Source organism: Rhizobium sp. 25PS6 (assembly GCF_032464655.1).
GTDB lineage: Bacteria > Pseudomonadota > Alphaproteobacteria > Rhizobiales > Rhizobiaceae > Rhizobium > Rhizobium laguerreae.
The window spans coordinates 25,183-50,944 of the sequence record NZ_JAWDIV010000022.1 but is presented as its reverse complement, the minus strand read 5'-3'; the positions used below and the strand labels follow the sequence as shown (position 1 = coordinate 50,944).

The following is a 25,762-nucleotide window of genomic DNA, read 5'->3' as shown; positions in this document are numbered from 1 at the left end:
TTCATTATTCTTGAGCTCAATTACTGGGATGCGCAGTCACCGCCTTCGGCCGTGGCCACGATTTGCCCGAACCAGCCGTCGTCTAACGGCCAGTCGAGAAGTTGGGCGGCAGCCAGGAGCGCGCCGCCAATCGGGGGAAGTTTCGGCAAAGCCGGAGGCCTGCCAATTCGCCGTTCAAGCGCCTCCAAAAGAAGCCGGCTCGAAAAAGTACCGCCGGCATAGGTCCAGTCGGCATTCGGATCACAATGGCCGGCAATTGCCGCATAATGCTTCGCGAGTTCATCGGCGCCCTGCTCGATCAACCCGACCGCCCCTTTATCGCCGCCAAGTGCGACCTGATCGACCAGGGTCGAAATTGCTGCAATGTCCGCCCGTGGGTTCGCCAGGGAGCTGGCCCAATCGCCGAGCCCGTTCATGGGATCGTTCGGGTCGACGCCAAGGTGGTCAAACAGGGCCTTTGCGAGGGCTGTTGCCGGAGCACGCCCATCTAAGCTCTGGCTGACGAGATTGAGCGCCCTGCGCCCAATCCAATGGCTGCTGCCCTCGTCACCGATGAGATCTCCCCAGCCGCCGGTCCGCGCCGACTGGCCTTTGGAATTACGCGCCCATGCCATTGAACCCGTGCCGGAAAGAATGAGGATGCCCGGCTGGCCCGCAAAAGCACCGAGGTGCGCCGCGTCGACATCGTTGAGGACGCGGCGGTGGACGTTTGGGAACAGGCGCTCGATCGCATCGCGCTGTAGAGCCGACAGGCGCTCAACCTCGCCGTAGGCGGGCAGCGCTGCGGCGACGGCCGCCAGATTTCCTTCATCGCGAAAGGGAAGGAGATGCTGCTCCAGCTCATGGAGCCAATTCGGATTGTCCATGGGATTGACGCCATGGCCGCGGGAACGCCGCAATATCCGGCCACGCTTGTCCGCAAGCGCAACCAGCACCTTGCTTCCGCCACCGTCGATGCCGAGGATCAGCGCGTCGCTCACTCTTTCGCCCTCAGATCCGCGATTGTTGCGTCGACGCCGAAGTTGACAAGCTCCTCGCGCCAATGCCGCGAAAGCCCGGAATCGGTGATGACTTTCGCGGTGTCCAGCGGCGCGACCTTGTAGGTCGCCGTGGTTCCGAATTTCGAGGAATCGGCCAGGACGAAACGATTGGCCGACCGAGCCAGCATGCGCCGGTTGAGGCTCGCTTCCGCACTGTCCACGCTGTAGATCGCACCGTCGGAGCTAATGGCGCTGGCGCCAAGAAAGAGCTGGTCGAACCATAATGTTTCCAGCATTGCCTCCGCCTGAGGTCCGACAAGCGACGCATTCTCGCTGCGCAGCTGACCGCCGAGAAGCACCACTTCCAAATTCGGAATATTCAGAAACTCCTGCGCCACCGTCAGGCCGTTGGTGAATATCCTGAGCGGCATGGGGTTGATGCGAACGAGGCGCGCAAGCTGCAGGACGGTGGTTCCCGCGTCGAGAAAGATTGCCGTACGCGGATGAAGCAGGTCGTAGGCCGCGGTGGCAATCGCCCGTTTGGCCGATAGATGGCGCTTTTCGCGCTCCTGAAATGCAACCTCAACCGACGATCCTTCGGCAATGCGCGCTCCGCCATGCACGCGATCAATGGCGCCCTCCTGCTCAAGGATCTGCAAGTCTCTACGAACCGTGGCAAGCGATGCTCCGATCGCATCGGCAAGCGCCTGAATGGTCGAAAAGCCGTTCGCGTAGAGGTGGCTGCGAATGGCATCCAGTCGATCGACCTTCACTCCAACTGCCTGGCTCAACGAAAACCTCCCTCACGGTCAATCCCAATTTCGATCATGATTCCATTTCAAATGATCAGTGTCAATCAATTTTCTGACGTTTTTTGATTAATTGGATGGCCCTGGAATGAAAAAACGCGCCGTGAATTCGCGGCGCGTCTAAACGAATGAACTGCCATGCGTTTGTGGCTGGCTTACCCGCGGGATCTCACTGATATCTCGGCAGCAAATCGCCATGTGCGACGATCAGGTCGTCGACAAGGTTCCAGATTTGGTCTGGCGACAATTCCGCGGACGTATGCGGATCGAGCAGAGCGGCCTGGTAGATGCGCTCGCGGTTTTTTGTAAGAGCCGCCTCGACCGTCAACTGCTGAACGGAAACGCTCAAGTTCATGACGGCGGAAAGCTGAGAGGGGATCCGACCGACCCGGACCGGCTGAATTCCGTTTCTGTCGACATGGCAAGGCACTTCCACGATGCATTCATCGGGCAGATTCTCGATCAGGCCGTTGTTTGGGACATTGCCGTATATCAGCGCCGGGTTGCCGGTTACCGCGGCGTGAATGATGCCGGCCGCGTATTCGTTGCTGCGGCACACCTCGATCGGCTCGTCGCCTTCCAGTTCCTTGCGAAGGGCATGCCACTCTTTGATCTGCACCTCGCAGCGCCGGATGTATTCGTCCAACGGAATATTGAGCTGATCGATCAGATCCCCTCGTCCCTCCTTGATGTACCAGGAGGTATACTCGGAGAAATGCTCGCTGGATTCGGTGACGAAGTGGCCGAGCCGTTTGAGAACATCGAACCGCACCCGATCGTCCGGCGGAACGCGGCCATCGGCGGCGAGAGCGTTCAGTCTCGGATAAAGGTCTTCCCGCCGTCCGTCGCTATGAATTTTCTCATATTTCAGGAAGAAGGCGACGTGGTTGATCCCAGCCGAAACATAGTTCACGTCGGCAATGTCCTCGCCGAGGCATTGCGCGAGATGCCCGGCTGTGTGCTGCACACTGTGACACAAGCCGACGGTGCGGATTTCCGGGGCCAGATCCTTGATCGCCCAGCAGTTGATGGCCATCGGGTTGACGTACTGCATCAGAAGAGCCTGCGGGCAGACCTCCTGCATGTCTCGGCAGATCGCCTCAAGGACTGGTATCGTCCGCAAACCGCGGAAAATGCCGCCGATGCCAAGGGTGTCGGCGATCGTCTGACGCAAACCATATTTTTTTGGAATGTCGAAGTCCGTGACGGTCGCCGGTTTGTAGCCACCGACCTGCATCATGAGGATCACGAAATCGGAACCGCGCAGCGCTTCCCGCCGGTCGAGCGTGGCGTCGATCCTGACGTTTGAAAGCTTAAGCGACTCGCAGATCCGGCGAGCGACGATCTCTGATGTCTTCAGTCGCTCTGGATCGATATCGAAGAGGCTGATGACGTAGTCGCCGCCTCTCTGCGAGGACAGGACATCTCGCAGAATGTTCTGTGCAAAAACGGTGCTACCAGCGCCTACCAGGCAAATCTTCGGCATTGCAATCTCCCTATCGGTTGTGATTGCTTAGTGCTCCTTCTAGGTCAGAATTTCCTCCCGGCATCGGCCTATTAATTCCGGAATTCGAGTCTTGGACGCATGAAACATACCCAAAGCCGCGGCGAATGGATTGGCTCCCGAGGGGAGTTCCTGATCGAGCGTCACATCGCTGATGCGATGGCCGCACCGCATTGGCACGACCACGTTGAATTAAACCTGCTGATGGCAGGTCAGATGACCTACCATTTTCAATGGAAGGCGGGAACAGGTTGAGGCCGGCCGCCTAGTTCTATTCTGGGCCGCGATTCCCCATCAGACGATCGCTGTTGCCGAAAACGCGCCGCTCGTATGCCTCTATCTTCCCCTTGTCGATTTTCTGGGTCTGCCGGTGGACAGAAAGGCAAGGCAGTCGATCATGCAGGGGAGATTTCTGGCGCAGGGAAATCAGGAAACGATGGATGCTTTGACCCTCCCACGATGGGAAAAGGAATGGCAGGGCGGCAGTGCGGCCAGACGGAAATTGGTCGTGGAGGAAGCGCGACTGCGAATACGACGTCTGATTCTGGACAATGCTGAAAGCGACAATTCGCCAACACATGTCTCTCCGACATCGTTGGCCGGCCACGCGGTGCGCCACGTCGAGCTGCTGATCGACCTCATCAATTCCCGCTACGCTGATCCGGTGAGCGTAGCCGATCTCGCAAAACTCGCGGGCATGCATCCAAGCACCGCCAACAGCGCTTTCCGAAAGGTTTTGGGAATATCAGTCAACGAATACCTGACCCGACATCGGATTGCCCGCGCGATGCAGCTGCTGACGGACACGGACGATCCGGTCCTGCAGATCGGTTTTGACTGCGGGTTTGGCTCCAGCAGTCGCTTTTACGAGATTTTCAAGGAGCGAACCGGTACGACCCCCCGTCATTTCCGGGAAGCGGTAAACTCCAAGAACACTCCGGCGCCTTGATGGGATTCAAACCGGCGAGGAGAGATCGCTCTTTTGACCCTGGCCTCCGCTGCCGAAATAACGCCGATCCGGAGCAGAGTTGCAGCCGATACGATGCGCCTTACGGCAAAAACCGCTTTAGTGGAGCGTGCCGCTGATCACCATTTTTGACACGAATGCGGAAAGAAGCTGGCTATCGAAATGGCCCGGCGAATTCATCATCATGTTGATCGCCTCTGCTTGCGAGAAGGCGCGCTTATACGGCCTGATCGTGGTCAGCGCTTCGTAAACGTCACAAATCGCCGCAAGCCGGGCGACGTAAGGGATCTTCTTTCCGACGAGCCGGCCAGGATAGCCCGAGCCGTCGAATTTCTCGTGGTGGTAGCGACAAATGTCGAGCACCGGCTTCGGGACATGCGCGACATGGGAAACCAGCTCATATCCCCGCTGAGGATGCCCTCGGACAAGATCCATTTCCTCGGCCGTCAGCTTGCCGGGTTTCGTTAAAATTTCGTCCGGCAGCGCCATTTTTCCAAGATCGTGAACCAGTCCGCCCAATCCCAGGACCCGTACCTCCTCTTCTCCATGACCGAGGCTGCGCCCTAGGGTGATCATCAATGCACTAACCGCCAGCGAGTGGAGGAACGTCAGCTCATCCTTTTCCTTCAGCTTTGCGACTGCGATCAGCGCACCGGCATTGTCGAAGGCTGCCGACATGATCCGCTCCACGGCTGCGCTTGCCACATCACTGGCGAACGCGGCTTTGATCCTGGCGTGGGCAAGCATTTGACCGATCTGCGGTCTTGTATCCTCGACGCACTCCCTTGCCTGCTTGATATCCTTGGCCGAAAACACGGCACGAAGCTCGGCGTCAAACGCAGCCCGGTCGATATCCTGTGGTGCACCCGCGTCGACATCCGCGCCTTTTCCGACGTCGATAACGACAGTCATCAGGCGGTTTGCCATCAAACTCTCGACCTGACCGGCGGCCGAGATCAGGAAAGGCTTGAACCGGCGTGTCCTGTCTTCTCCCTCAATTTCGACGTCCTCGACATACATTCCTACCCGCAGCTGGCTGACATGTATCCGTTTTCGCATCTCTGATCCGTTCAAAAATAGTCTTGGTACTCAAGCGTTGTCTCAGGTATCCGGTGCCGGCCCGAGCGCGAAAACCTCGCTCAGGCTATAGGGCTCCGGCACGGGTCTTGTCTTGGTTGAGCCGTTGTCCATGCTGCTCTAAAATGGCCGCGGCAACCGTTCGATCGACTGCTTTCGAAAACAGATAGCCTTGTCCGAGCTTGCAGCCCAGCCTGCTCAATTGAGCAGCTTGGGGTTCTGTTTCAATCCCCTCCGCGACGACCCGGATTCCGAGCTTGCGAGCTATTCCGATCAGGCCCTCGACGATGAAGGTCCCAGCATCGCCCGGCACCATTCGGTCGATGAAGGATTTGTCGATCTTGATAATGTCGACCGGCACCGTCAGCAGATGGGTCAAAGACGCGTAGCCCGTGCCAAAGTCGTCGAGGGCAACCCGCAAGCCCTTGGACCGAAGAGCCTTTATCTCGTCCGCTACGACATAGTCCCGTTGCCCGAGATAAACCGATTCCGTCACTTCGAGGATGATGTGCTTGAGAGGAACCTCTGCTTCCCCGAAAATTCGGCACAGCCTGTCTTGCAGATTACCGCCGCGAAAATCTGCGGCGGACAGGTTGATGCCGACATGCTGGAGAGGAAGGCCTCGGGCGAGCCAGCTGCGGATGTCTCTCGCGACCCTCAGCAACATCCGTTGGGTCAGCTCAGCAGCAATATGCGCGTCTTTCGTCGCCTCATGGAAATGCGCTGCAGCTATGATTTCGCCGGAAGGCGTGGTCATTCGACATAAGGCTTCGAAACCTACAATTTCCCGTGTATCGAGGCGCAAGATCGGTTGGTAATGCGCATCGATCCGATCGTCTTCCAGGGCGACACCCACATCGCGAACCGCCCTGAAGCGTCTGGTCAGGGCGGTGCCCAGGCCGGGATAGTGTTGCACGTAGCGGCCGCGATTGTGTTCTTTCGCATGATAGAGCGCCACATCGGCGTTCTGACGGATCTGGTCAGGGTTTGTTTCCGTCTCCGCCAACGCGCCGCCAATCGTGGCGGCGGGAAAGACGACATGACCGTCGCACGTTGAAGGAGAAGACAGTGCTTTGAGGATGTCGGATGCTCTCGCATTCAGATCAAGGTCTTTGTCGTCCGACACAATGACAGCAAACTCATCTCCACCAAGCCTAAACGTGTTTTTGGCGCCTGCTGTTGCGGCGATCCGGTCTGCGACCACTTGAATCAATGCGTCGCCGGCTGCGTGCCCGAACGTGTCGTTCACGAGTTTCAAGTTGTCGATGTCAACAAGCAGGATGCCCCAGGCGCGCCGGGATCGAGGCAGATCTTCGGCGAGAAGCTGGTTGAAACGAGCGCGATTCGACAGTCCCGTCATGGCGTCGCTATATGTCAGCCGCTGACGTTCCATCACCCGCTCTTCGCGATCGATGGCGATTGTGCAGAGATGGACACAAGCCTCGACGAGGTCCCGTTCGAGGGCCTTTGGACCACGGTGGTCTCGATAGTAGAAGGCGAAGCTACCAATCACCCGCTCGCCACGCTTGATCGGGCTGGACCAGCAAGCCTTAAACCCCAGCGGAAGGACCAGGGATTTGAAGTCCTGCCAACGAGGATCGGTCTCGATATCGGTGACAACGACCGCTTCTCCGAAATGGGCAGCGGCGCCACAGGAGCCCGCAAGAGGACCGGCTTCAAGATTGTCAACGGCCGCTGAATAATCAGGCGGAAGGGAGGGTGCAGCAAGTGTGTGAAGACGGCTCCCGTCGAACGTCAGCACCGAAGCGATGATCCCAGGAACGGCGGCCTCAACCTTGAGGCAAAGTTGCTCGATCGTTGCTGCCAGCGGTTCCCCTTTGGCAATCATTTCCAGAATGGCATTCTGCAACTCAAGGATCATGACGTCACTTCCCGGAAGGAGACTCTCCGTACCAAACCGACTTTCAAATCAGGTTACGCCGTTGATTACATTTTGATCGAATGAACGCACCTCGCGGGCCATCAGCGACCGAGCCTCGAAGCGGAGTTAGAAAGTCCAGACCCGAGGCAGGGTCGATCGGCTCACGCAGGCCTTGAATAATCGATCGTGGGACTCATCTCCTTTTGCTCGTGGAACAGCCGTTCCGGGCTGTGAACGGGTGTGATGCCCTGATTGGCGCCTGCCCGGCGCGCCTCTGATTGGCAGGGCTTGGCCCTGTTGCGTTCTCAGCTGTCTCCTGCAGCTCCCGCGCTTTTACCCAGCCAGAGCGAATCGCAGGATTTCCAAAACGTTTTGGCTTGACTCCCAAAACGTTTTGGAGAATCTTTTTGTCACTTCGGGAGGAAGATCTTTGGCCAATCTCAAACAGCTCGCGCAATCGCTGGGACTGTCGATCACCACGGTGTCGCGTGCGCTCGACGGTTATGCCGATGTGTCGGCCACTACGCGCGAGCGGGTTCGCGAGGCTGCCGACAAGGTCGGCTACCGGCCGAATGCTTCGGCCCGCCGCCTCCGCAAGCAGCGCGCCGAACTGGTTGCCGTCACGCTGCCGAGCGATCCTGGTCATATCGGCCCCCCGCATTTCCTCGATATGTTGTCAGGCTGCGCCGAACATCTTGCTGCTGCCGGCCTCAATCTGGTGATTGCGCCGGTACCGCGCGGCGAGAGCGAGCTCGACATCTGCCGCCGCTTCGTCGATGGCCGCCGCGTCGATGCCATGCTTCTCGTCCGCACCAAGCGGAAGGACGAGCGCGTCGAATTCCTGCAGTCGCGCGGCATCCCCTTCGTCACCAACGGCCGCACAGAAAGCCTGATGCCCCATCCCTATATCGATGGCGACGGTTTTGCCGGCTTCCGGGCCGCGACGTTGCGCTTCCATGCCTCCGGCCACCACCGCATCGGCCATATCGCCGGCCCGCAGGAATATTACTTCGCACATGACCGCTGCCGCGGCTGGCGGGCGGCGATGGAGGAATGCGGCCTTGCGACCGATCTCTGCGCCGAAGGCGCGCCGCTGGAGCAGGGCGGTTATCTCGCAGCACTCGAACTTCTGCGCCAGCCGTCGCGTCCGACCGCACTCGTCTGCGCCACCGACGAAATGGCGATCGGGGCACTCCGCGCGCTGCGCGAGGTCGATGGCGGCAACCAGATCAGCATTGTCGGCCATGACGACTTGCCGATGGGCGCGTTCACCAGCCCGCCGCTTTCGACCATGCGCATGACCGGCGAACACCTCGGCGCGAGCTTCGCCTCGCTGCTGCTGCGCGCCATCGGCGGCGAACCCGCCGAAGAACTCCAGGAGCTTCACGCGATCGAATTCGTCGATCGCGACAGCCATCGCCGTCCGCTTAGAGCGGCATAGACAGCAGTGCATCTCAAACAAAGAACAATGAAGGAGGAGAAGATGAAACATATCATGTCATTTGGAATTCTGGCTTCCACCGTGCTGGCCTTCGCCTCACCGGTGCTTGCCCAGACGGTTTTCGTGTCCACCCAGCTTCGTCCGATCGAGGAGGCGACCGTCGTCCGCGAAGAACTCCTGAAGGACGTCGGCCCGGTCGATTACGTGGTCGAGGAGCCGCCGCAGTTTGCCGTCCGTATGGAAGCCGAACGCCAGGCCGGCAAGCACACCGTCAGCCTCGTCGGTGCGCTGCATGGCGAGCTTTCGCCGCTTGCCGACAAGGACACGCTCGAACCGCTCGACGATCTCGCCAAGAAGCTGGCAGCGAGTGGCATGCCGCAGTCGCTGCTCGACCTCGGCAAGCTCGGCAAGTCGACCCAGCAGTATATCCCGTGGATGCAGGCGACCTATGTCATGGCCGCCAAGAAGGAAGCCCTGCAATACCTGCCGGCCGGCGCCGACGTGAACGCGCTGAACTACGATCAGCTGATCACGTGGGGCAAGAACATGCAGGAGGCGACGGGCCAGCCGCAGATCGGTTTCCCGGCCGGCCCGAAGGGGCTGATGGCGCGTTACTTCCAGGGCTATTTCTATCCGTCGTTTACGGGAGGTGTCGTGCGCACCTTCCAGAGTGCGGATGCGGCCGGAGGCTGGGAGAAGCTGAAGGCGCTATGGGCCTATGTGACGCCGAACTCGACCAGCTACGACTTCATGCAGGAGCCGCTGGCAGCCGGCGAAGTCATGGTCGCCTGGGACCATATCGCCCGCCTGAAGAATGCCATTTCTGCAGCACCTGACGATTATGTCGTCTTCCCGGCTCCTGCGGGTCCGAAGGGTCGCGGCTACATGCCGGTCGTTGCCGGTCTCGCAATCCCGAAGGGCGCGCCCGACAAGGCCGGCGCAGAAAAGATCATCGAACACCTTTCCATGCCGGACACACAGCTCCTGACCGCCTCCAAGGTCGGCTTCTTCCCGACCCTGAACGTCAAGCTGCCGCCGGATCTCGATGCCGGCGTCGCCCTGCTCGCCGGTGCGGTCACCGCCACCCAGGCTTCCAAGGACGCAGTCATCTCGCTGCTCCCGGTCGGCCTTGGTGACAAGGGCGGCGAGTTCAACAAGGTCTACATGGACAGTTTCCAGCGCATCGTGCTGCAGAACGAGCCCGTCGCCGACGTTCTGAAGGCCCAGGGCGCCACGATGGCCAAGCTGATGACTGACACGAAGGCTGCCTGCTGGGCGCCTGACGCCAAGAGCGACGGACCCTGCCCGGTCGAATAAATCCGCCCATGAAGCGTCCGGGCGAGATGCCCGGGCGCTCTTCCGACACTCTGCTCTTCAAGGCCGGAGCCGATGACCAACAGCCGACCCTGGATGCCCTATCTGCTGATCCTGCCATCCGTCGCCTTCCTGGCGCTGCTCTTCGTCGTGCCGCTGGTGCAGACGATCTGGCTGGCGGTTTCGGACAATGGCGCGCCATCGCTCGCAAATGCCGAGCGCATGGTCACCGACATCAATTTCACCCGCTCGGTGAAGAACACCTTCCTGCTGACGATCGCGGTCGTGCCGGTGCAGATCGCCATTGCGCTTGCCATGGGCACGATGGTTGCCAAGGTCGGCCGCGGGCGGGAGACGATCCTGTGGATCTGGACAATCCCGCTTGGCATTTCCGACCTCGCCGCCGGCCTCGTCTGGCTGTCGATCCTGCAGAATACCGGCTATCTGAATTCGCTGCTCTTCGGCCTCGGTATCATCGGCAGGCAGGCAAGCTGGCTCTCCTACCAGACGCCGGTCGCGCTCTTCCTCGCGATCGCCGTTGCCGAAATCTGGCGCGGCACGGCCATCGTCATGGTCATCATCGTCGCCGGTCTGAACCAGGTGCCGAAGGAATTCAAGGAAGCCGCCGAAATCTTCGGCGCGGGTCCGTGGACGCGCTTCTGGCGCATCACCCTGCCGCTGATCCGCCCCGCCCTGCAATCGGCGCTCATCCTGCGCACCGTGCTCGCCTTCGAGGTCTTCGCGGTGGTCTATGCGCTCGGCGGGCGCAATTTCCCGGTTCTCGTCGGCGAGGCGTACAACTGGCAGAACCAGAACCAGAACTACAGCGTCGCCGCCGCCTACGCGGTGCTGATCATGATCATCTCGCTTGCCGCCACGCTCATCTATCTCAAAGCCTTGAAGGTCGATCCGGAGCGCCTGCCATGACCACGGACATCATAAGCACGACCGCGGACACCCCCAACGCCGCCGGCTTCGTCTCCTCGCGGCGCTGGCTTCTCTGGAGCGGCATCGCCGCACTCTGCGCCTGGGTGCTGGTGCCGATCTATCTGGTGGCGCTCGGCGCACTCGGCGGCCGCCAGGGTGTTTATGTCTGGCCGAAGACGGGATTGCCGACTGGTCTGTCGCTGGAGCCCTTCATTCTCTTCCTGAAGACCGAAGGCGTCGTGCAATCCTTCCTCAATTCGCTGGGGGCAGCCGGCATTACGGTGGCGCTTTCGATCCTGCTCGGCGCGCCGGCGGGTTACGCGCTCGCACGCTACGATTTCCGCGGCAAGGACAGCTACCGGCTTCTGGTGCTGCTGACCCGCGCCTTTCCGCTGGCAATCCTGGCGCTGCCGCTGACTGTCTCCTTCATCCGGCTCGGCCTCTACGATACGATCCTCGGCGTCGGCCTTATTCATACGGTGCTGGCGCTGCCTTTCGCGGCTCTTGTCACCCAGGGCATTTTCCTCGGCGTGCCCAGGGAATTGGAGGAAGCCGCCTGGGTGTTCGGCTGCACCCGCATCCAGGCCTTCTTCAAGGTGGTGGCGCCACTCGCTCTGCCCGGCATCGTCGCGACCGCGGTCTTTGCCTTCGTCATCTCCTGGAACGAGGTTTTTGCCGCCTCGGTGCTGACGGTGCGCAATCGCACGCTGACCGCCTACCTGCTGACCGTGCTTTCGGAAAGCCCGATGCATTACCGCTTTGCCGGGGGCCTGATGCTCATCCTTCCCTCGGTTGTCTTCATCTTCGCGGTCAGGCGCTACCTCTTCGCGATCTGGGGCATTTCCTCCAAATAACGGGACCATCGATATGGCCAATATTGTCATCGACCGCATCCGCAAGAGCTTCGGAGCCTTCCAGGCGCTGAAAGAGGTCTCGCTGACGATCAACGACGGCGAATTCGTCTCGCTGCTCGGTCCGTCCGGCTGTGGCAAGACCACGCTGCTGCGCATCATCGCCGGCCTCGAGACGGCAACATCGGGAGATGTCCGCATCGGCGACAAGTCGGTGATCGGCCTGGCACCCCGGGATCGCGGGCTTGCGATGGTCTTCCAGAACTATGCCGTCTTTCCGCATATGACGGTCTACGAAAACGTCGCCTTCGGGCTGCGGATGCAGAAGGCCGACGACGCACGCGTGAAGGCGCAGGTCGAGAAGGCCGCCGGCCTCCTGCATATCGAGCAATATCTCGACCGCTACCCGAACAAGCTTTCCGGCGGCCAGCGCCAGCGCGTTGCGGTCGCTCGCGCCCTTGCCGTCGAACCGAAGGTTCTGCTGATGGACGAGCCGCTTTCGAACCTCGACGCGCTGCTCCGCCTCGAAATGCGCACCGAACTCAAGACCGTGCTGCAATCGGCAGGCACGACGACAATCTATGTCACCCATGACCAGACGGAAGCGATGGGTCTTTCCGACCGCATCGCCGTCATGCATGGCGGCGTGGTCGAGCAGGTCGGTCATCCGGTCGAGATTTACAATCACCCTGCGACACGGTTCGTCGGCGGCTTCATCGGCAATCCACCGATGAACTTCATACAGGTGCCGGTTTCGAACGGCCAGGTGGCCGTAGGCGCCGAACGGCTCGTGGCGCCGCAGGAATCCGGCGATCAAATCATCCTCGGCCTGCGCGGCGAGGCCGTCGAACTCGCGTCGCTGCCGCAGGGCCTCGAAATGCGGGTTCGCGTTGCCGAGCCGATGGGCTCGCATCTGCTGTTGACTGGGTCGATCCATGACCAGCCGGTCCGCGTCATCCTGCCGGCTTCGGAGACCGTGAAGAGCGGCGAGACGATCGGCCTAAAGCTCGACCAAAAGCGCATCACCTGGCTTTCGCCCGAAAGCGGCAAGTCCTTTCCGGCCGTTTTGGCCTAAGAATACCGGAGCATCCAGAATGAACACGCATATCGACCAGGCGAAGCGCATCCTCGCCCAGAACGATCGCGGCGGCTATACCGTGCCGACCGAGCGGCTCTATCCCTTCCAGTGGAACTGGGATTCCGCCTTCGTCGCCATGGGCTTCGCGCTCTACGATACCGGCCGCGCCTATCGCGAGTTGGAGCGGCTGGTCGAGGGCCAGTGGGCGGATGGAATGATCCCGCATATCGTCTTCCACGCGCCAAGCGAAACCTATTTCCCGGGGCCGACCGTCTGGCGCACAAATCATACGATCCCGACCTCCGGGATAACCCAGCCGCCGGTCTTCGCGATCGCACTGCGCAAGCTGCATGAGGTCGCCGGCAAGGAGGACGAGACGCGCACCCTGCCCCTCTACGAGGCGGCGCTGAAATGGCACCGCTGGTGGTATTCCGCCCGCGACCCTGGAGGCACGGGGCTCGTAGCACTCCTGCATCCCTGGGAAAGCGGCAGCGACAATTCTCCCGCCTGGGACATCGCGCTTGCCCGCGTGCCCGTCACAACCGACACGCCTGTCGTGCGTAAGGATATCGGTCATGTGGATGCCGACATGCGCCCGCGCGACGAGGATTACCGCCGCTTCATTCATCTGGTCGATACCTATGCCGCCTGTGGTTGGGATCCGGCGAAACAATGGGAAAAGGCGTCCTTCAAGGTCGCCGAGATCCAGACGACCGCCATCCTTCTCAAGGCGGGCGAAGATCTGGAACAACTCGCCCGCCTGTTTGGCCGGACAGAGGACGCGATCGAGATCGCTGCCTTCAACGACCGCAGCCGTACGGCGATAATGGCCCAGTGGCGGCCGGACCTCGCCCGCTTCGTCTCGCGCGACCTGATCTCCGGCGAAGATGTCGAAGCCGCCACGCAAGCCGGCTTCATCCCCCTCCTCTCGCTGGACCTCGACAAGCAGGTTGCGAACGCCCTGGTCTCGGAAATGAAGGCCTGGTCCAAGGATCTCAAAGTTGCCTTCCCCACGACCAAACCCGGCATCGCCAGCTGGGAGCCGAAGCGCTACTGGCGCGGCCCCGCCTGGGCGATCATCAACTGGCTGCTGATCGACGGACTCAGGCGCAATGGCCATGCGGATGTGGCCGAAGACCTGCGGAAATCGACCGTCACAGCGATCGAAACGGAAGGTTTCGCCGAATATTTCGATCCGGTCACCGGCGAAGGTTGCGGCGGCCTCGGCTTTTCTTGGACGGCTGCAGCCTATCTGTGGCTTGAGCGTGGCAGAGTGCTCGCCTGAGCATTGATCCTCATCAATCCGGCTGCCACGGCTGCATCGTGAGCACATTGCCGCCCAGCTTGGCGAAGGCGCGCTGGCGGCAGGAGAAGACCAGGATCTGCTGGTCGCGCGATTGGCGGTGCAGCGCATCGAACATCCGCTCGATCCGGTCGTCGTCGGAATAAACAAGCGCGTCGTCGAGGATGACAGGCGCCGGCCGGCCGTCGCGGGCAAGCAGCCTTGCGAATGCGAGGCGGGTCAGCACCGAGAGCTGCTCCCGCATGCCGCCGCTCAGGCGATCGACATCCTCGTCCAGGCCATTGCGGCGCACGATCTGCGGCAGCAAGGTGTCGCCGTCGAAGGTAATCGTGATGTCGTCAAACAGCAGGCCGACCAGCGGGGCGAGTTCGTTCATGACAGGCTTAAGATAGAGGTCGCGCGCCGCTGCTCGCGTCGCCGTCAGCGCCTTGCGCAGGCGATCCAGCACGGCGACCTCCGTCTCGAAACGCTTCACCTGCTCCCGCGCCGCGTCAAGCAAACCACGAGTTTCCAACCAGTTTTCTTCCACCGCACTGTCTGATCGGGTGCGGATCTGACCGCCGAGGTCGGCAAGCTCCTCGCGTAGCCTGGCAATTTCACGTGCTGCGGCGTCGGCGACCGAACGTGCCCTGGCAAGGGCGGCTTCCGCGCCGGCGAGGTCCCGCCCGGCCCTGCGCAAAGGCCCGGCCCGGAGCTCAACCGCATCGCATTGTTCTTTGGCGCTGGAAAGCCTTGCCGCAAGGTCCCGTTGCAATTCCGGTCGGCCGGCTTCGGGACCGATGATCGCCGCGATAGCCTCGAGCTCCTGGCCAAGTTTGGCGTGCTCCGTCTGCGCCCGCAATATTGCCTCGCCGGCCTCCATGCGCATCACCGACGCTTCCCGCGCCCAGTTTCGCGCCAGGTCGATACGCTGCGTCGCATCCGCGAGACGGGCGCGCACCTCTTCCGGGTCGGCGTCGAGTTCGACTGGACCCTGGCTGAGTTCCGCAAAGCGTGCGGCATCGAGGTGAAGCTGGTCGATGCCATTCGGAGCCACATCGGCGAACCGCTGGCGTGCCCGCCCCAGTTCCTCCTGCTTGCTCCGGGCGGCAATATCGCGCTGTCGCGCCGCCCGCAAACTGTCGACACCGAGCCTGGCAAGCAATGTTTGGCGCGTCGCTTCCGCAGCCTCGAGCGCCCCGTCCTGTTCTGCCTGCCGGCTGGAATGGATGGTCAGCGTACCGATGCCTGCTATGTCGAGTTTCGCCACCCCGGCAAAGCTCTTGTCCTCACCCCCAGGCAAAGGCTGGCGGTCCATGCTCACCGATCCGGAGGCGTCCTTCAGGTAGTCGATCCTGAGCCTGGGAAGGCCGACCTCGGCTGCTGCACGCAGGCCAACGATCTTGAGGTCCAACGCTTCGAGCCGTTCGATCGCATCGGCTGGAATGGCGAGCAATGCATGCGCAGCCTCCCCGTCCTCGATCTGCCGCCGCGCCGCTTCCGCCTGTTCGAGATGCAGACGAACCTCCGCCAGCCGCTCTGCGGCGTGACGCGAACGGAGTGCTGCCTCCAGCCGCGCCAGCAATTCGCGGTTTACCCGCTCATCCTCTTCGGCTGCCTGAACCTCCGCCGTAGCGGCCTCGCTTTCGGCCAGCGATGCCGCGCGTCGCTCGGCTGCATTTGAAAGCTCTTTTTCCGTCACGGCGAAACGCCGCGCGAGTTCGTCACTGCGGTTCAATGCCGCGTGGAAGCGGTCGAATGCCTGCTGCGCCTCATCGCGACGGCTGGCGGCCAGGGCAGCTTCGGCATCGAGTGCCTTGAGTTCCCTGTCGTGCAGTTTAGCGGCCTCGAGCACAGACTCGGCATTGGCAATCGCCGCCTTCCGGCCGGCCTCTTCGTCCGAATTTTCCAGTTCGCTGAGTCTCGCCTGCACTGAGCGGCGGCGGTCGAGCGCGCCGTGCAGCATCTCCACCTCCTTGGCCAGCCGCGCCTCCTCCGCCTGCAGCCGATCACGATCGTCGAGCGCGGCGGCAAAGCGGCCTCCGGCCTTTGGCCGGAGCGTCGCGGTGACTAGGCAATTGAGTTCTTCCTCGCAGGCTTCGAGCACTGCCGACATGCGCCGTCCGCCCGTCAGCGCCTCCACCTCGCCCTGCACCGAAGACAGCAGGCTTTCGCGCACCCGCTTGTCGTTTTCTTCCTCGCTCTTGCTGCGATTTTCGATGCCGGTGACGCCCTGGCGCACCCAGAGCAGGCCTGCCGGGCCAGCAGTTCCGCCGGAAATGAGATCGCCGATGAAAGCCTCGGCCTCGTCGGACTGGGCGACGAGCCGGCCGCTGCCGAGATCGGTGACGCTGGCGCGCCGTCCGCCATAGAACTGCTTGGTCAAGCGGTAGCGGCCGGCTTCAATCGTGATATCGGCCTCGACGATCGGATTGCCGCCGCTATAGGGGCGCAGCATCTGCACGCTCTTTGGCGTGCCGCCGTGCGGCTGGAAGAACAGCGCATGCAGCGCCTCGAAACAGGTCGATTTGCCGTGTTCGTTGGCAGCGCTCAGCACATTCACGCCGTCGGCGATTCCTTCGACGGATATGCCGCGGCCGGCGAAGCGTTTGACGTTGTGAAGGCGAAGAGCGTTGAGTTTCATCGATCGATCGCCTCGCAATAGGAAAACAGGCGGATCAACGCCTCACGCGCCACACCCCTGTCATCGCCAGAGCGGGATTGGTCGAGGCTTTCGGCAAGCAGCAAATCCGCAGTATCGCGCAACGCACCGGCTCGGTCGATGATCTCGAGATCATCGCTCTCGCAATCGGTCCCCAGCAGTTCCGTATCGATCTCCAGATGCGCAAATTCCGGCGCGACCTGCTGCAGCAGGCTGGTCATTGCCGTGCGCCCGTTCAATCGGGCACGGCCGGACAGCGCGACGCGCAACAGGGTTTGTCGCCGCGCGAACGGTTCCGGCAGCGCGGCCTTCAGCGCTTCAACACCGTCTTCCGCTGCCAGCAGCGGAAGCTGCAATGTCTGCCAGGAAAAGCTGGCAGTTGCCACAGCCGCCGTCGTCGGCATCGCCCCTTGTCCTGCAATGGAAACGACCATCGCCTGTCCCGGCCGGTCATGCTTGAAACGGTCCGGCTCGGGCGCGCCGCTGTAATACGTTCTGGCGTCCACCGCCACCGATCCGTGCCAATCGCCGAGCGCCATGTAATCGAGGCCGGCCAGCGCCGCGCGGTTCGGCGCAATCACGTTCGTGGCCGCGGCATCCTCCGAAAATTCCTGGATCGGGCCATGGGCGAGGCCAATGCGGATGGAGCCGTCCGGCGTGGCGGCACCCGTCATCCATTCGGTCAGGTCGCGGCCCGGCCTCCTGGTCGTGCAAGGCGCCGGCAGCAGGACGACATCCGGTCCAAGCGGAAGAGGCGTCGCTTCCGTCGCAAGGATGACATTGTCGGGCACCACGCCGCGCGCAGCACTCCAGAGCTGATCCGCCAGCAGTGAATCGTGATTGCCCGGAAGCAGGACCCAGCGCAGCGGTGCGTTTCGGGCCATCTCGCCAAGCGCTTGCCGAAGTACGGCCGGCGTCGGCGTCTCGGTATCGAAGGTGTCGCCTGCAAGCAGGATGACACTTGCCCCATGCTCTCGTGCCGTACCGGCTAGTCTCGCGATCACGCCATGCCGCGCCTCGCGCAGGCGCCCTCTCAAATCCTCCGGAAGATTGCCAAATCGTTTGCCAATATGAAGGTCCGAACTGTGCAGGAAGGAAAACATTAATCAGCCATGTTTGCGATGCGCCGCGAGCTTCCGAGCATGGCCTACAGCGCCGCGCGTCTTTTTAGACACACAAAGGACACTGTAGCGCTTCGCAGTAGGCCTCGTCCGCGGTTCGCGATTCCGTTGTTCCGCGACAGACCATGCCTCCCGATATCAGGCGAGGCAAGCCTATCCTGGCTCAACAAGCTCTTATCCAACGCTTATCTAATTCTGCGGGATATTCGACACCGTATCCATCCCGCTCACGGACGAGGACGGCTGCTGATACGGCCTGTGAACCTCGGGCAGAGTGCCGCCTGGTCCTAGGTAGAACGGTTGAACACCACCATCTTCGCGTCGGCCATCTATCAGACCTCCAATATATCAGGGAGCCGTTCGCGAAGCTCCTTTACCAGCACGCGTTCATTTTCCGAGTAGTCGACCGGAACGTTCACCAGATGGACGCCACCTCCGGAGAATGCCTCTTCGAGAACCTGTTTGAACTGGCCGATATCGTCGACTCTGGTTCCCTTGGCGCCGTAGGATTCGGCATATTTCACGAAGTCGGGATTGCCGAAGGTCATCCCGAAATCCGGGAATTCGTCCACCGCCTGCTTCCAGCGGATCATGCCGTAGGCATTGTCCTCGATGACGAGGACGACGAGGTTGAGTTTCAGCCGGACGGCGGTTTCGAGTTCCTGCGAGTTCATCATGAAGCCACCGTCACCACAAATCGCCATGACACGCCGCTCGGGATAGAGCATCGAGGCAACCATCGCCGATGGCAGCCCGGCTCCCATCGTTGCAAGGGCATTGTCGAGCAGTAGCGTGTTCGCCATCCGCGTCCGGTAGTTCCGGGCAAACCAGATCTTGTACATGCCGTTATCGAGCGCCAGGATGCCATCATGCGGCATCACCTCTCTTATGTCGTGGACCAGCCGCTGTGGCGTGAAGCGATCTTCTGTTGCCCGCGCGGCGATGCGCTCGAGAATGCGCTCGCGGAGATGAAGAAGCGCCTGCGCGTTTGGCAGCTTGCCCTCGAGGCGATCCGCCAGCGCCTTCAGCGAAGGGCCGATGTCGCCGATGACCTCGGACTGCGGGAAATAGACCTGCTCGACGGTCGCCGGCTGATATCCGACATGAACGACCTTCGGGCCGTCCTTGCCCATGATGAAGGGTGGTTTCTCGATCGTGTCGTGCCCGATCGTGATGATAAGGTCTGCCTGTTCAATGGCCTCGTGGACATAATCCCGCTCCGACAGCGCGGCGGTGCCCATATAAAGTTCGGTTCCGCCGGGCACCGTTCCCTTCCCCATCTGGGTGGTAAAGAACGGAATGCGCGTACGGATCACAAACTGCGCAATATCGGATGTCGAGCGGGGACGCGAGGCGGCGGCCCCGAACATCAGAAGCGGACGTTTGGCTGCGGCGATGAGGGCGGCAGCGCGATCGAGGGCCGCATCGCTTGCCGTCGGCAGTTCGAGCTGATGCGGCGCAATCAGCGCCACCTCCTGGCATTCTTCGGCCGCAATATCTTCCGGAAGCTCCAGATGCACCGGCCCCGGCCTTTCCTCCTGGGCGATGCGGAACGCCTCCCTGACCGTCGTCGGGATCATCTGCGGCGACACGATCTGCCTTGCGAGCTTGGTCAGCGGCTTCATCGACGCGACGACATCGACCACCTGGAAACGCGCCTGGCGGGACGAGAGGATCCCCTTCTGACCTGTGATCATCACCATCGGCATCGCGCCGAGCAAGGCATAGGCGGCACCTGTCGAGAGGTTCAGAGCGCCAGGCCCGAGCGTTGTCAGGCAGACGCCGGGCTTTCCAGTCAGGCGGCCATAGGTCGCGGCCATGAACGCCGCCGCCTGCTCGTGCCGGGTGAGGACGAGCTCAATCGAAGACTTGCGGATGGATTCGACGACGTCGAGATTCTCCTCGCCGGGAATGCCGAAGATGCGCTCGACACCTTCGTTCTCAAGCGCTGCCACTAGAAGATCGGAGCCTTTGGTCATTGATGTTTGCCCGTGCTGTTTGGTTCGAGGCCTCCAGAAAGGAAGGCCCCTTTGAAGATATGTTCTTTTCCAGGCCTGTCCATGCGTTCGCCGGCATCGGCGGTTGTCCTCAATCCCGCCGAGAATTTCTACATAGGATTTGCCGCGGGATAAAAAAGCTCTCCGCGATTCTGCTGGCAAACAGCTTTGACTGATGATGTGAGATGTTGCGGTTCAGGCCGGCGCCTCCCGCCCGCAGGGCGCAGAGCCCTGTTTTGGTGTATCCGAGGATATCAATGGCTTGGCGGCAACGCGCCTACAAGAGCCCCTTGGCCTTGAAGTCGGCGGCGAAGGTGGCAAGCGGCATAACAAGGGTGAGCGGTTTCCCTTGCAGCGGTTCGGCGCCATAGCTGGCATACCAATGGGCGGCGCGTTCGCTCTTGGCATCGATGATGAGCAGTATCCCGCCGCCCTCGCTGGCGAGCCGTAGGCAACGGAGCGCTGCAGCAGCGATGAGCTGGCCGCCTAAACCCTTTCCCGCCACCTTTATGTCGGTTGCCAAGCGCGCAAGCTTGAAGCCTGCGACTTCATGGCGTGCGAGGCCTCTGGTCAGCTTTGGAGGCACGGCCTCATGTGTAACGGCCGAAGGCGCGACTGTGTAGAATCCGAGGATGCGATGAGGTTGGGCCTTGTCGATAGCGCAGAAGGTCTTCGCCGCATTCTGCTCATGGCTCTGCCGAGCGAAGCGCCGAATGAACTCGTTCATTGCCGCATCGCCGCAATCGAATGCGGCCCGATCGTGCGACTTAGCGATCGGCTCTTCATGCCAGACGGGGAGGGTCACAAGGCATCCGGTAGAGCAGAGATCGCGGCGCGTAGTTTCGCGTTCGGTTTGGGCGGGTGTTCAAGCAGATCGAGGATGCGGATGAAATCGCGGCTCGACACGGTCTCAACTTCAGCAGCCTGGATGACGGCTTCGGCTTCAGGTACGATCTTATCGAGAATGAAATCGGCCATATCCTTGTTCGAGAGGGCAGCCGCGCGCGCGATCATTGCCTTCTGCTTTGGCGGGATACGCAGCTGGTAGCGTTCGGTTTTGTTGTCCGCGGTTCTCGGCATAGTTATCTCCTTAATCGCAGTATAGTGTACACATAGTATGTGTACAAGAAGTTTACTGTTGATCGCAGCATTCATGGCCGAAATCACACGGCGATCTCACGTCTCACACTCAAAGGTGGTGACGCTCAAATCGTCGATGTTCAGACAAGCTCCAGCCTGATCCCGGATGTGACTGGTACTTGCGACGTCATTGAGCGCAATTGGCAGATTTCGACGTGCCCAAGCGGTTCATGAGGATGAAGTTCGCGGGAACATTGCGGGGATTTGTTGCGGCTAGCCAGCGATCAGCCGAAAAATACGTCTTGGTCCTCACCTGCGAACTTGAAGTCGCCTTAAGACCAAGAACAAAATTGAAGATATTTGCGCCGCCTGCTTCGCGCGTGAAGCTGAGATAGGAGCCGAATCGTTCGTATTCGACATTTCGAAGGTTTTGGATCGAGGCAAGAGTATCTTCGAAATCACGCCAGCACGCCTGCTTCACGATGATCTCGAAAATGCGCAGGACGGCCGGGGCGAGACGTCCCTGGGCGTCGGTCGTCGGCCCAATGATCTTGGCGCGGATCTCAAGAATATCGCCCATTTCATCTCCACGAACCTTAACGAAGGTCGAGCTGAGTGGACGCACCTCGTCCCGTTCGTAGATGCGCTGAAAATAACACTCATAGCTGCGATTGCGCATCGATGCGGCTTTCCATTCGCTCATCTCGATGCCGGCTTCTCGAAGAGCACCGCAAAAGCTCGACCCCGAGACGCGCCAGATCCGCAGAAACTGACTTGCCAACTCCAGCTTCGGGGCCTCGATCAGCTGCAACGGTATCGACGTCGGCGGGAGGGGAGAAGGAACCGCCGGATCAGGGCGGGCGGCTATGCGAGATGATCGGGCAGCCTTATTGAGAGCTCGATTTTCGAAGGGGCCGACCGGATCTTCGAGGTGATGGATTTCACGGTAAAAAACGACGGTGCCTGCAAGAAGCAAAATTGATATCAAAAGCCCTGGCCAAAGCAGGGACCAGCGGTTGCTCGGCATTGGGAAATTCCGGTGCCAAGGCGGGCTGTCGCGAGGAGGATCGACTGCTGATGGCACTTTATCCACGGCGCAACCTCACAAGCAAATAGGAGCGGCTGCGAGTTCGAACTCAATCAATCTCGATCCTATTTGCGATCAACCGGTGTCGGTCGGCGCATGGACCAATCAACCCTGCTGACATCTCCCTCTGAGATGAGCAACGGATGCGAAAAACGGTTCAGTCTGTCCGACTCACCTTCGACAATGTAAGTGTGAAGTTGCGTGTGTCGAGCGTCAAGCAGCTACCCCAGTGGATAGCGCTCGTCCCCTAATATTCCCGTGGCGGCTTTGCAATGTCGGCAGCATCGGCGAGCGTTTCAAAGAACGAACGCAATCTGCGAGCAGACGACAGCCTTAGACAATACTTCGAAGCAATGGTGTCATGCCGTCATATGACGCGCTTGACGCCAGGCCTCATAACGTTCGAGGGTCTCCTTGTTGGGCGGGTATACCCCCAAGGTCGATTTGCCTGACTCGATTTCCAGCTTGAGAAACTCTTCCTGCTCCTCCATCGCAACAGCTTCTTCGGCAATGTCATCGACATATTCCCGCGGAATAACGATCACCGCTTCGCTGTCGCCAAAGATGATGTCATCGGGATAAACGGCGACGCCGCCGCAGGCGATTGGCTGGTTCATATCTGAGGCATGGTGGGCAACCAGGTTCGCCGGCGCTGCCGGTCCCATGCAGTAGGTCGGGAGTCCCAGCTGTGCGATATCGGCCGTATCGCGGACGCCGCCGTCGAGCACGAGGCCGGCGGCGCCACGATAGACAAGACGACGGGCAAGCATGGCGCCAATGCCGGCGACTTCCGCCAAGGAGCGGCAATCGAAGACGAGAACATGGCCGTCGGGGATCGTATCGATGGCCTTGCGCTGTTGATTGGATGGATCCGAACTGTAAGTCGAACCGTCGATATCTTCCCGTGCGGGGATGTAGCGTACGGTGACGGCCGGGCCGATCATCGGCCCGCCGGCGCTGGCCAGCGGCCGCACGCCGCGAACCGCGGTGTTCTTCAGGCCACGCTTCAGCAACAGAGTGCTGAGACTTGCAGAATTCGTCCGCAAAAGCTTTGCATAAACTGATGGGTCCAACGCCGTCATGAGATCCTCCATTGTCCGGTGGAAGCTCTACCACAACGAGAAAATAGTTCAATAAAGAATTTAATGTTTCTTATTTGGACAAAGGTTGCTTGCCATTAATCGCCTTTGTCAAGATGGCGGCACCCTCCACGACCTCGCGCTTAATTGCCCGTGCCCTGTCCGGCGTCGCTTCACCAATAAACGGGACGCTGATCGTCGCGACGAGTCGACCTTCGGAATCGAAGACGGGCGCGGCAAAGGCCCGGAGGCCGAGGTTGGATTCCTGATTGTCCTCGGCGCATCCATTGCGTCGAATTTCAACGAGTGCTTCCTTCAGCGCCTCCGGATCGGTAATCGTATATGGCGTCTTCGACTCCAGTCCGCCGCTGCAATAGGCCTCTATGTCACCGTAGTCCGAATAGGCAAGAGCGAGCTTGCCGGCGGCGCCGACATGTTTACGCGAGCGGCTGCCGACCTTGATGAAAAGCGAATAATCGCCGGGACTGGAGGCTGCAAATATCGTCATCATCTCGTTGCCTTCGGGGGCGGCCAGCCTGAAGGATTCGAAAATGCGGTCAGCCGCAGCCGTCAGGATCGGCCTTGCCGCCTCGATCACCGTTGCCCTGTCGGCGCCGGGCGAGATGCGCCGCGCAAGCTCGACGAATTTTGGCCCCAGCTCGTAGGACGCTCCACCATTCACCCGCGCCACAAGCCCATGCGCGGCCAATGAATTGAGGATCCGATAGACGGTCGAACGCGGAACTCCAAGCTGATCAACCAGCGCGGCCAAGGAAATTCCCGTCTTCGCATCGGCAACGGCCTCAAGCAGGTGGGCGGTCTTTTCGACGACGGGTGATCCATGTTTTGGTTCAATCATGAACTATAAATTCCATATGAGAATTATAATATTGACTTCGCAGGACTGAGCGAGCATGCTCAGTGGTGTGAGTGTCACATTTGACACTACGCGCTTGGCGGAGGAAGTAAAGCCATTTGCATACCCGCTGCGGCGGTGCGCAACCGGATGGTTTTCACAAGACGGCACTGCGATGGACGGGATGCCGCTCGTTTGGATCTGGAGGAGGGATTTCATGAAGAAGATGAAGGGAATTGGTGCGCTGAGCATCGGACTGGCATTCCTGCTGGCTCCGGGCAGCGCAATTCGCGCCGACGCTGCCTCGGATAAGCTGACGGTGGTGGTGACCGACGAACCGAAGTCGCTCGATCCCTGTGACACCGACCTTTCGGGCAACTCTCGCATTCTACACAACAACATCACGGAAGCGCTGGTCAATCTGAGCCCGGCCGACGGATCGGTCGTCCCGAGCCTTGCCACCAGCTGGCGGCAAGTGGACGAGTTGACCTGGGAACTCAAGCTCCGCGACGACGTCACCTTCCACGACGGCAAGGCGTTCGATGCCAGTGCAGTCGTTGCCGCTCTCAAGCGGGCGCAGGATCCGGCACTGGCCTGCGAAGTCGGACTTGCGACGTTGAAGGGCGTCAAGTTCAATGCAGAAGCGGTGAACCCGACGACCCTCCTCATCAAAACTGATATCGTCGAGCCGATCCTGCCGAACAAGATGTCCGCCGTGGACATCGGTTCGCCGGCGACCCCGAACGACGGCAAGTCGCGCTCCCCGGCCGGAACGGGACCCTACAAGCTTGCAGCGTGGACGCCAGGGCAATCGGTCGACCTCGTGGCCTTTGACGGCTATTGGGGCGACAAGCCGGCGATCAAGAACGCAACCATCATCTGGCGGGCCGAATCCGCTGTTCGCGCGGCGATGGTCGCCACTGGGGAGGCGCAGATCGCATATGAAATAGCGCCCCAGGACGGCACCACGGAACAGGATCATGCCTTCCCAAACGCCGAAACCTCGCTGCTGAGGATCGACGCGGAAATTCCGCCGCTCAACGACAAACGCGTGCGTGAAGCCCTTAATCTTGCGATCGACCGGGACGGCCTAGTCGGCACCATCTTCCACCAGGATGCCCAAAAGGCGATGCAGGCGGTGCCGCCGTCCGTCTTCGGCTTCAATCCCGACATCCCCGTCTGGACGTATGATCCCGAAAAAGCGAAATCCCTGCTCGACGCGGCCAAAGCCGATGGCGTGCCGGTCGACAAGGAAATCGTCATCTACGGCCGCATCGGCATCTATCCCAATTCGTCCGAAAGCCTGGAAGCCATTCAGGCGATGCTCGCGGATGCCGGCTTCAATGCCCGGCTCGAAATGCTTGAGACAAGCCCGTGGCTGAAGAAGCTGCTGAAGCCTTGGGACACGGAACGTCAGCCGTCGATCCTGCAGACGCAGATCGACAACACCGAAGGCGACGCCGTATTCACGCTGCCGAACCGTTTTACCACCGACGGCAACCAGTCGACCATCGCCGATACCAGGCTCGACACGTTGATTGGCGACGCGTCGAAGGCAACCGGCGACGAACGCAAGAAACTGTTCGAGGAAGCGTTCAGCTACATCGCCGTCGATGCGGTCAATATCGTCCCGCTGTTCCACATGGTCACGATTGCCCGCGTCGCCGAGACCGTCACCTATACGCCCGATGTGCAGGCCGGCAACGAGATCAAGCTTAAATCGATCAGCTACCGCTGACCGCCAGACTGGTCGCCGAACGTCCCTTGA

General features: G+C 60.7%; 20 protein-coding genes and 1 pseudogene. 8 read left to right on the top strand and 13 right to left on the bottom strand.

The annotated features are described in order from the left end of the window. Positions 1–20: 20 nt before the first annotated feature. The 3 genes from RWK44_RS27525 to RWK44_RS27515 form a co-directional block, all read right to left on the bottom strand. Positions 21–980 (bottom strand): N-acetylglucosamine kinase, encoded by a 960-nt coding sequence (locus tag RWK44_RS27525; RefSeq protein ID WP_221945621.1) that lies wholly within the window; start codon positions 978–980, stop codon positions 21–23. Next, positions 977–1,771, bottom strand: a complete 795-nt coding sequence (locus RWK44_RS27520) for a DeoR/GlpR family DNA-binding transcription regulator (protein WP_003550733.1) — start codon at positions 1,769–1,771, stop codon at positions 977–979. Before RWK44_RS27520 ends, RWK44_RS27525 begins: the two co-directional genes overlap by 4 nt. 187 nt (positions 1,772–1,958) lie before the next feature. Then, a complete protein-coding gene (locus RWK44_RS27515; protein ID WP_316029674.1) occupies positions 1,959–3,275 on the bottom strand; it encodes an alpha-glucosidase/alpha-galactosidase in 1,317 nt (438 codons plus the stop codon). Positions 3,276–3,374: 99 nt separating this feature from the next. Here RWK44_RS27515 and RWK44_RS27510 point away from each other — a divergent pair. Then, positions 3,375–4,242, top strand: a pseudogene (locus tag RWK44_RS27510) (helix-turn-helix domain-containing protein). 117 nt (positions 4,243–4,359) lie between these two features. Here the strand turns inward: RWK44_RS27510 and RWK44_RS27505 are convergent. Both RWK44_RS27505 and RWK44_RS27500 read right to left on the bottom strand, forming a co-directional pair. Continuing rightward, positions 4,360–5,319: an HD-GYP domain-containing protein gene (locus RWK44_RS27505; RefSeq protein WP_316029673.1), complete on the bottom strand. Its 960-nt coding sequence runs from the start codon at positions 5,317–5,319 to the stop codon at positions 4,360–4,362. An 85-nt stretch (positions 5,320–5,404) separates the two neighbouring features. Next, positions 5,405–7,219, bottom strand: coding sequence for a putative bifunctional diguanylate cyclase/phosphodiesterase (locus RWK44_RS27500; protein WP_316029672.1), 1,815 nt, complete (start codon positions 7,217–7,219; stop codon positions 5,405–5,407). A gap of 430 nt (positions 7,220–7,649) precedes the next feature. Here RWK44_RS27500 and RWK44_RS27495 point away from each other — a divergent pair, with 430 nt between their 5' ends. The 6 genes from RWK44_RS27495 to RWK44_RS27470 all read left to right on the top strand — a co-directional run bounded on the left by RWK44_RS27495 (position 7,650) and on the right by RWK44_RS27470 (position 14,115). Further along, positions 7,650–8,660 carry a LacI family DNA-binding transcriptional regulator gene (locus RWK44_RS27495; protein WP_316029671.1) on the top strand — a complete coding sequence of 337 codons (1,011 nt, stop codon included), beginning with the start codon at positions 7,650–7,652 and terminating at the stop codon, positions 8,658–8,660. Positions 8,661–8,702: 42 nt separating this feature from the next. Continuing rightward, positions 8,703–9,977: an ABC transporter substrate-binding protein gene (locus RWK44_RS27490; RefSeq protein ID WP_316029670.1), complete on the top strand. Its 1,275-nt coding sequence runs from the start codon at positions 8,703–8,705 to the stop codon at positions 9,975–9,977. 72 nt (positions 9,978–10,049) lie between these two features. Beyond that, on the top strand, positions 10,050–10,901 hold the full coding sequence (locus RWK44_RS27485) for a carbohydrate ABC transporter permease (protein WP_316029669.1): 852 nt from the start codon (positions 10,050–10,052) through the stop codon (positions 10,899–10,901). Beyond that, complete coding sequence (locus RWK44_RS27480; RefSeq protein ID WP_168281445.1) at positions 10,898–11,755, top strand: carbohydrate ABC transporter permease; 858 nt, start codon at positions 10,898–10,900, stop codon at positions 11,753–11,755. Before RWK44_RS27485 ends, RWK44_RS27480 begins: the two co-directional genes overlap by 4 nt. A gap of 13 nt (positions 11,756–11,768) precedes the next feature. Beyond that, positions 11,769–12,827 (top strand): ABC transporter ATP-binding protein, encoded by a 1,059-nt coding sequence (locus RWK44_RS27475; protein WP_316029668.1) that lies wholly within the window; start codon positions 11,769–11,771, stop codon positions 12,825–12,827. Between the two features lie 19 nt (positions 12,828–12,846). After that, complete coding sequence (locus RWK44_RS27470) at positions 12,847–14,115, top strand: MGH1-like glycoside hydrolase domain-containing protein (protein WP_316029667.1); 1,269 nt, start codon at positions 12,847–12,849, stop codon at positions 14,113–14,115. A 13-nt stretch (positions 14,116–14,128) separates the two neighbouring features. Here the strand turns inward: RWK44_RS27470 and RWK44_RS27465 are convergent, their stop codons facing one another. From RWK44_RS27465 to RWK44_RS27430, 8 genes are all read right to left on the bottom strand, one after another. Further along, on the bottom strand, positions 14,129–16,756 hold the full coding sequence (locus RWK44_RS27465) for an AAA family ATPase (RefSeq protein WP_316029666.1): 2,628 nt from the start codon (positions 16,754–16,756) through the stop codon (positions 14,129–14,131). After that, a complete protein-coding gene (locus RWK44_RS27460; protein ID WP_222011686.1) occupies positions 16,753–17,877 on the bottom strand; it encodes a metallophosphoesterase family protein in 1,125 nt (374 codons plus the stop codon). Before RWK44_RS27460 ends, RWK44_RS27465 begins: the two co-directional genes overlap by 4 nt. A 350-nt stretch (positions 17,878–18,227) precedes the next feature. Next, on the bottom strand, positions 18,228–19,874 hold the full coding sequence (locus tag RWK44_RS27455; RefSeq protein ID WP_316029665.1) for an acetolactate synthase large subunit: 1,647 nt from the start codon (positions 19,872–19,874) through the stop codon (positions 18,228–18,230). A gap of 295 nt (positions 19,875–20,169) precedes the next feature. Next, positions 20,170–20,697: a GNAT family N-acetyltransferase gene (locus tag RWK44_RS27450; RefSeq protein ID WP_168302548.1), complete on the bottom strand. Its 528-nt coding sequence runs from the start codon at positions 20,695–20,697 to the stop codon at positions 20,170–20,172. Beyond that, positions 20,694–20,972 (bottom strand): type II toxin-antitoxin system TacA family antitoxin, encoded by a 279-nt coding sequence (locus tag RWK44_RS27445; RefSeq protein ID WP_020046930.1) that lies wholly within the window; start codon positions 20,970–20,972, stop codon positions 20,694–20,696. Before RWK44_RS27445 ends, RWK44_RS27450 begins: the two co-directional genes overlap by 4 nt. Before the next feature lie 187 nt (positions 20,973–21,159). Beyond that, on the bottom strand, positions 21,160–21,999 hold the full coding sequence (locus RWK44_RS27440) for a DUF6030 family protein (protein ID WP_246621819.1): 840 nt from the start codon (positions 21,997–21,999) through the stop codon (positions 21,160–21,162). 419 nt (positions 22,000–22,418) lie between these two features. Next, entirely contained in the window at positions 22,419–23,141 is a 723-nt protein-coding gene (locus tag RWK44_RS27435) for a ribonuclease activity regulator RraA (protein WP_020046929.1), read from the bottom strand. Between the two features lie 70 nt (positions 23,142–23,211). Beyond that, on the bottom strand, positions 23,212–23,997 hold the full coding sequence (locus RWK44_RS27430) for an IclR family transcriptional regulator (protein WP_020046928.1): 786 nt from the start codon (positions 23,995–23,997) through the stop codon (positions 23,212–23,214). A gap of 214 nt (positions 23,998–24,211) precedes the next feature. On the opposite strand from RWK44_RS27430, the gene RWK44_RS27425 reads away from it, so the two are divergent. Further along, on the top strand, positions 24,212–25,732 hold the full coding sequence (locus tag RWK44_RS27425) for an ABC transporter substrate-binding protein (protein WP_316029664.1): 1,521 nt from the start codon (positions 24,212–24,214) through the stop codon (positions 25,730–25,732). The last annotated feature ends 30 nt before the right edge of the window (positions 25,733–25,762 follow it).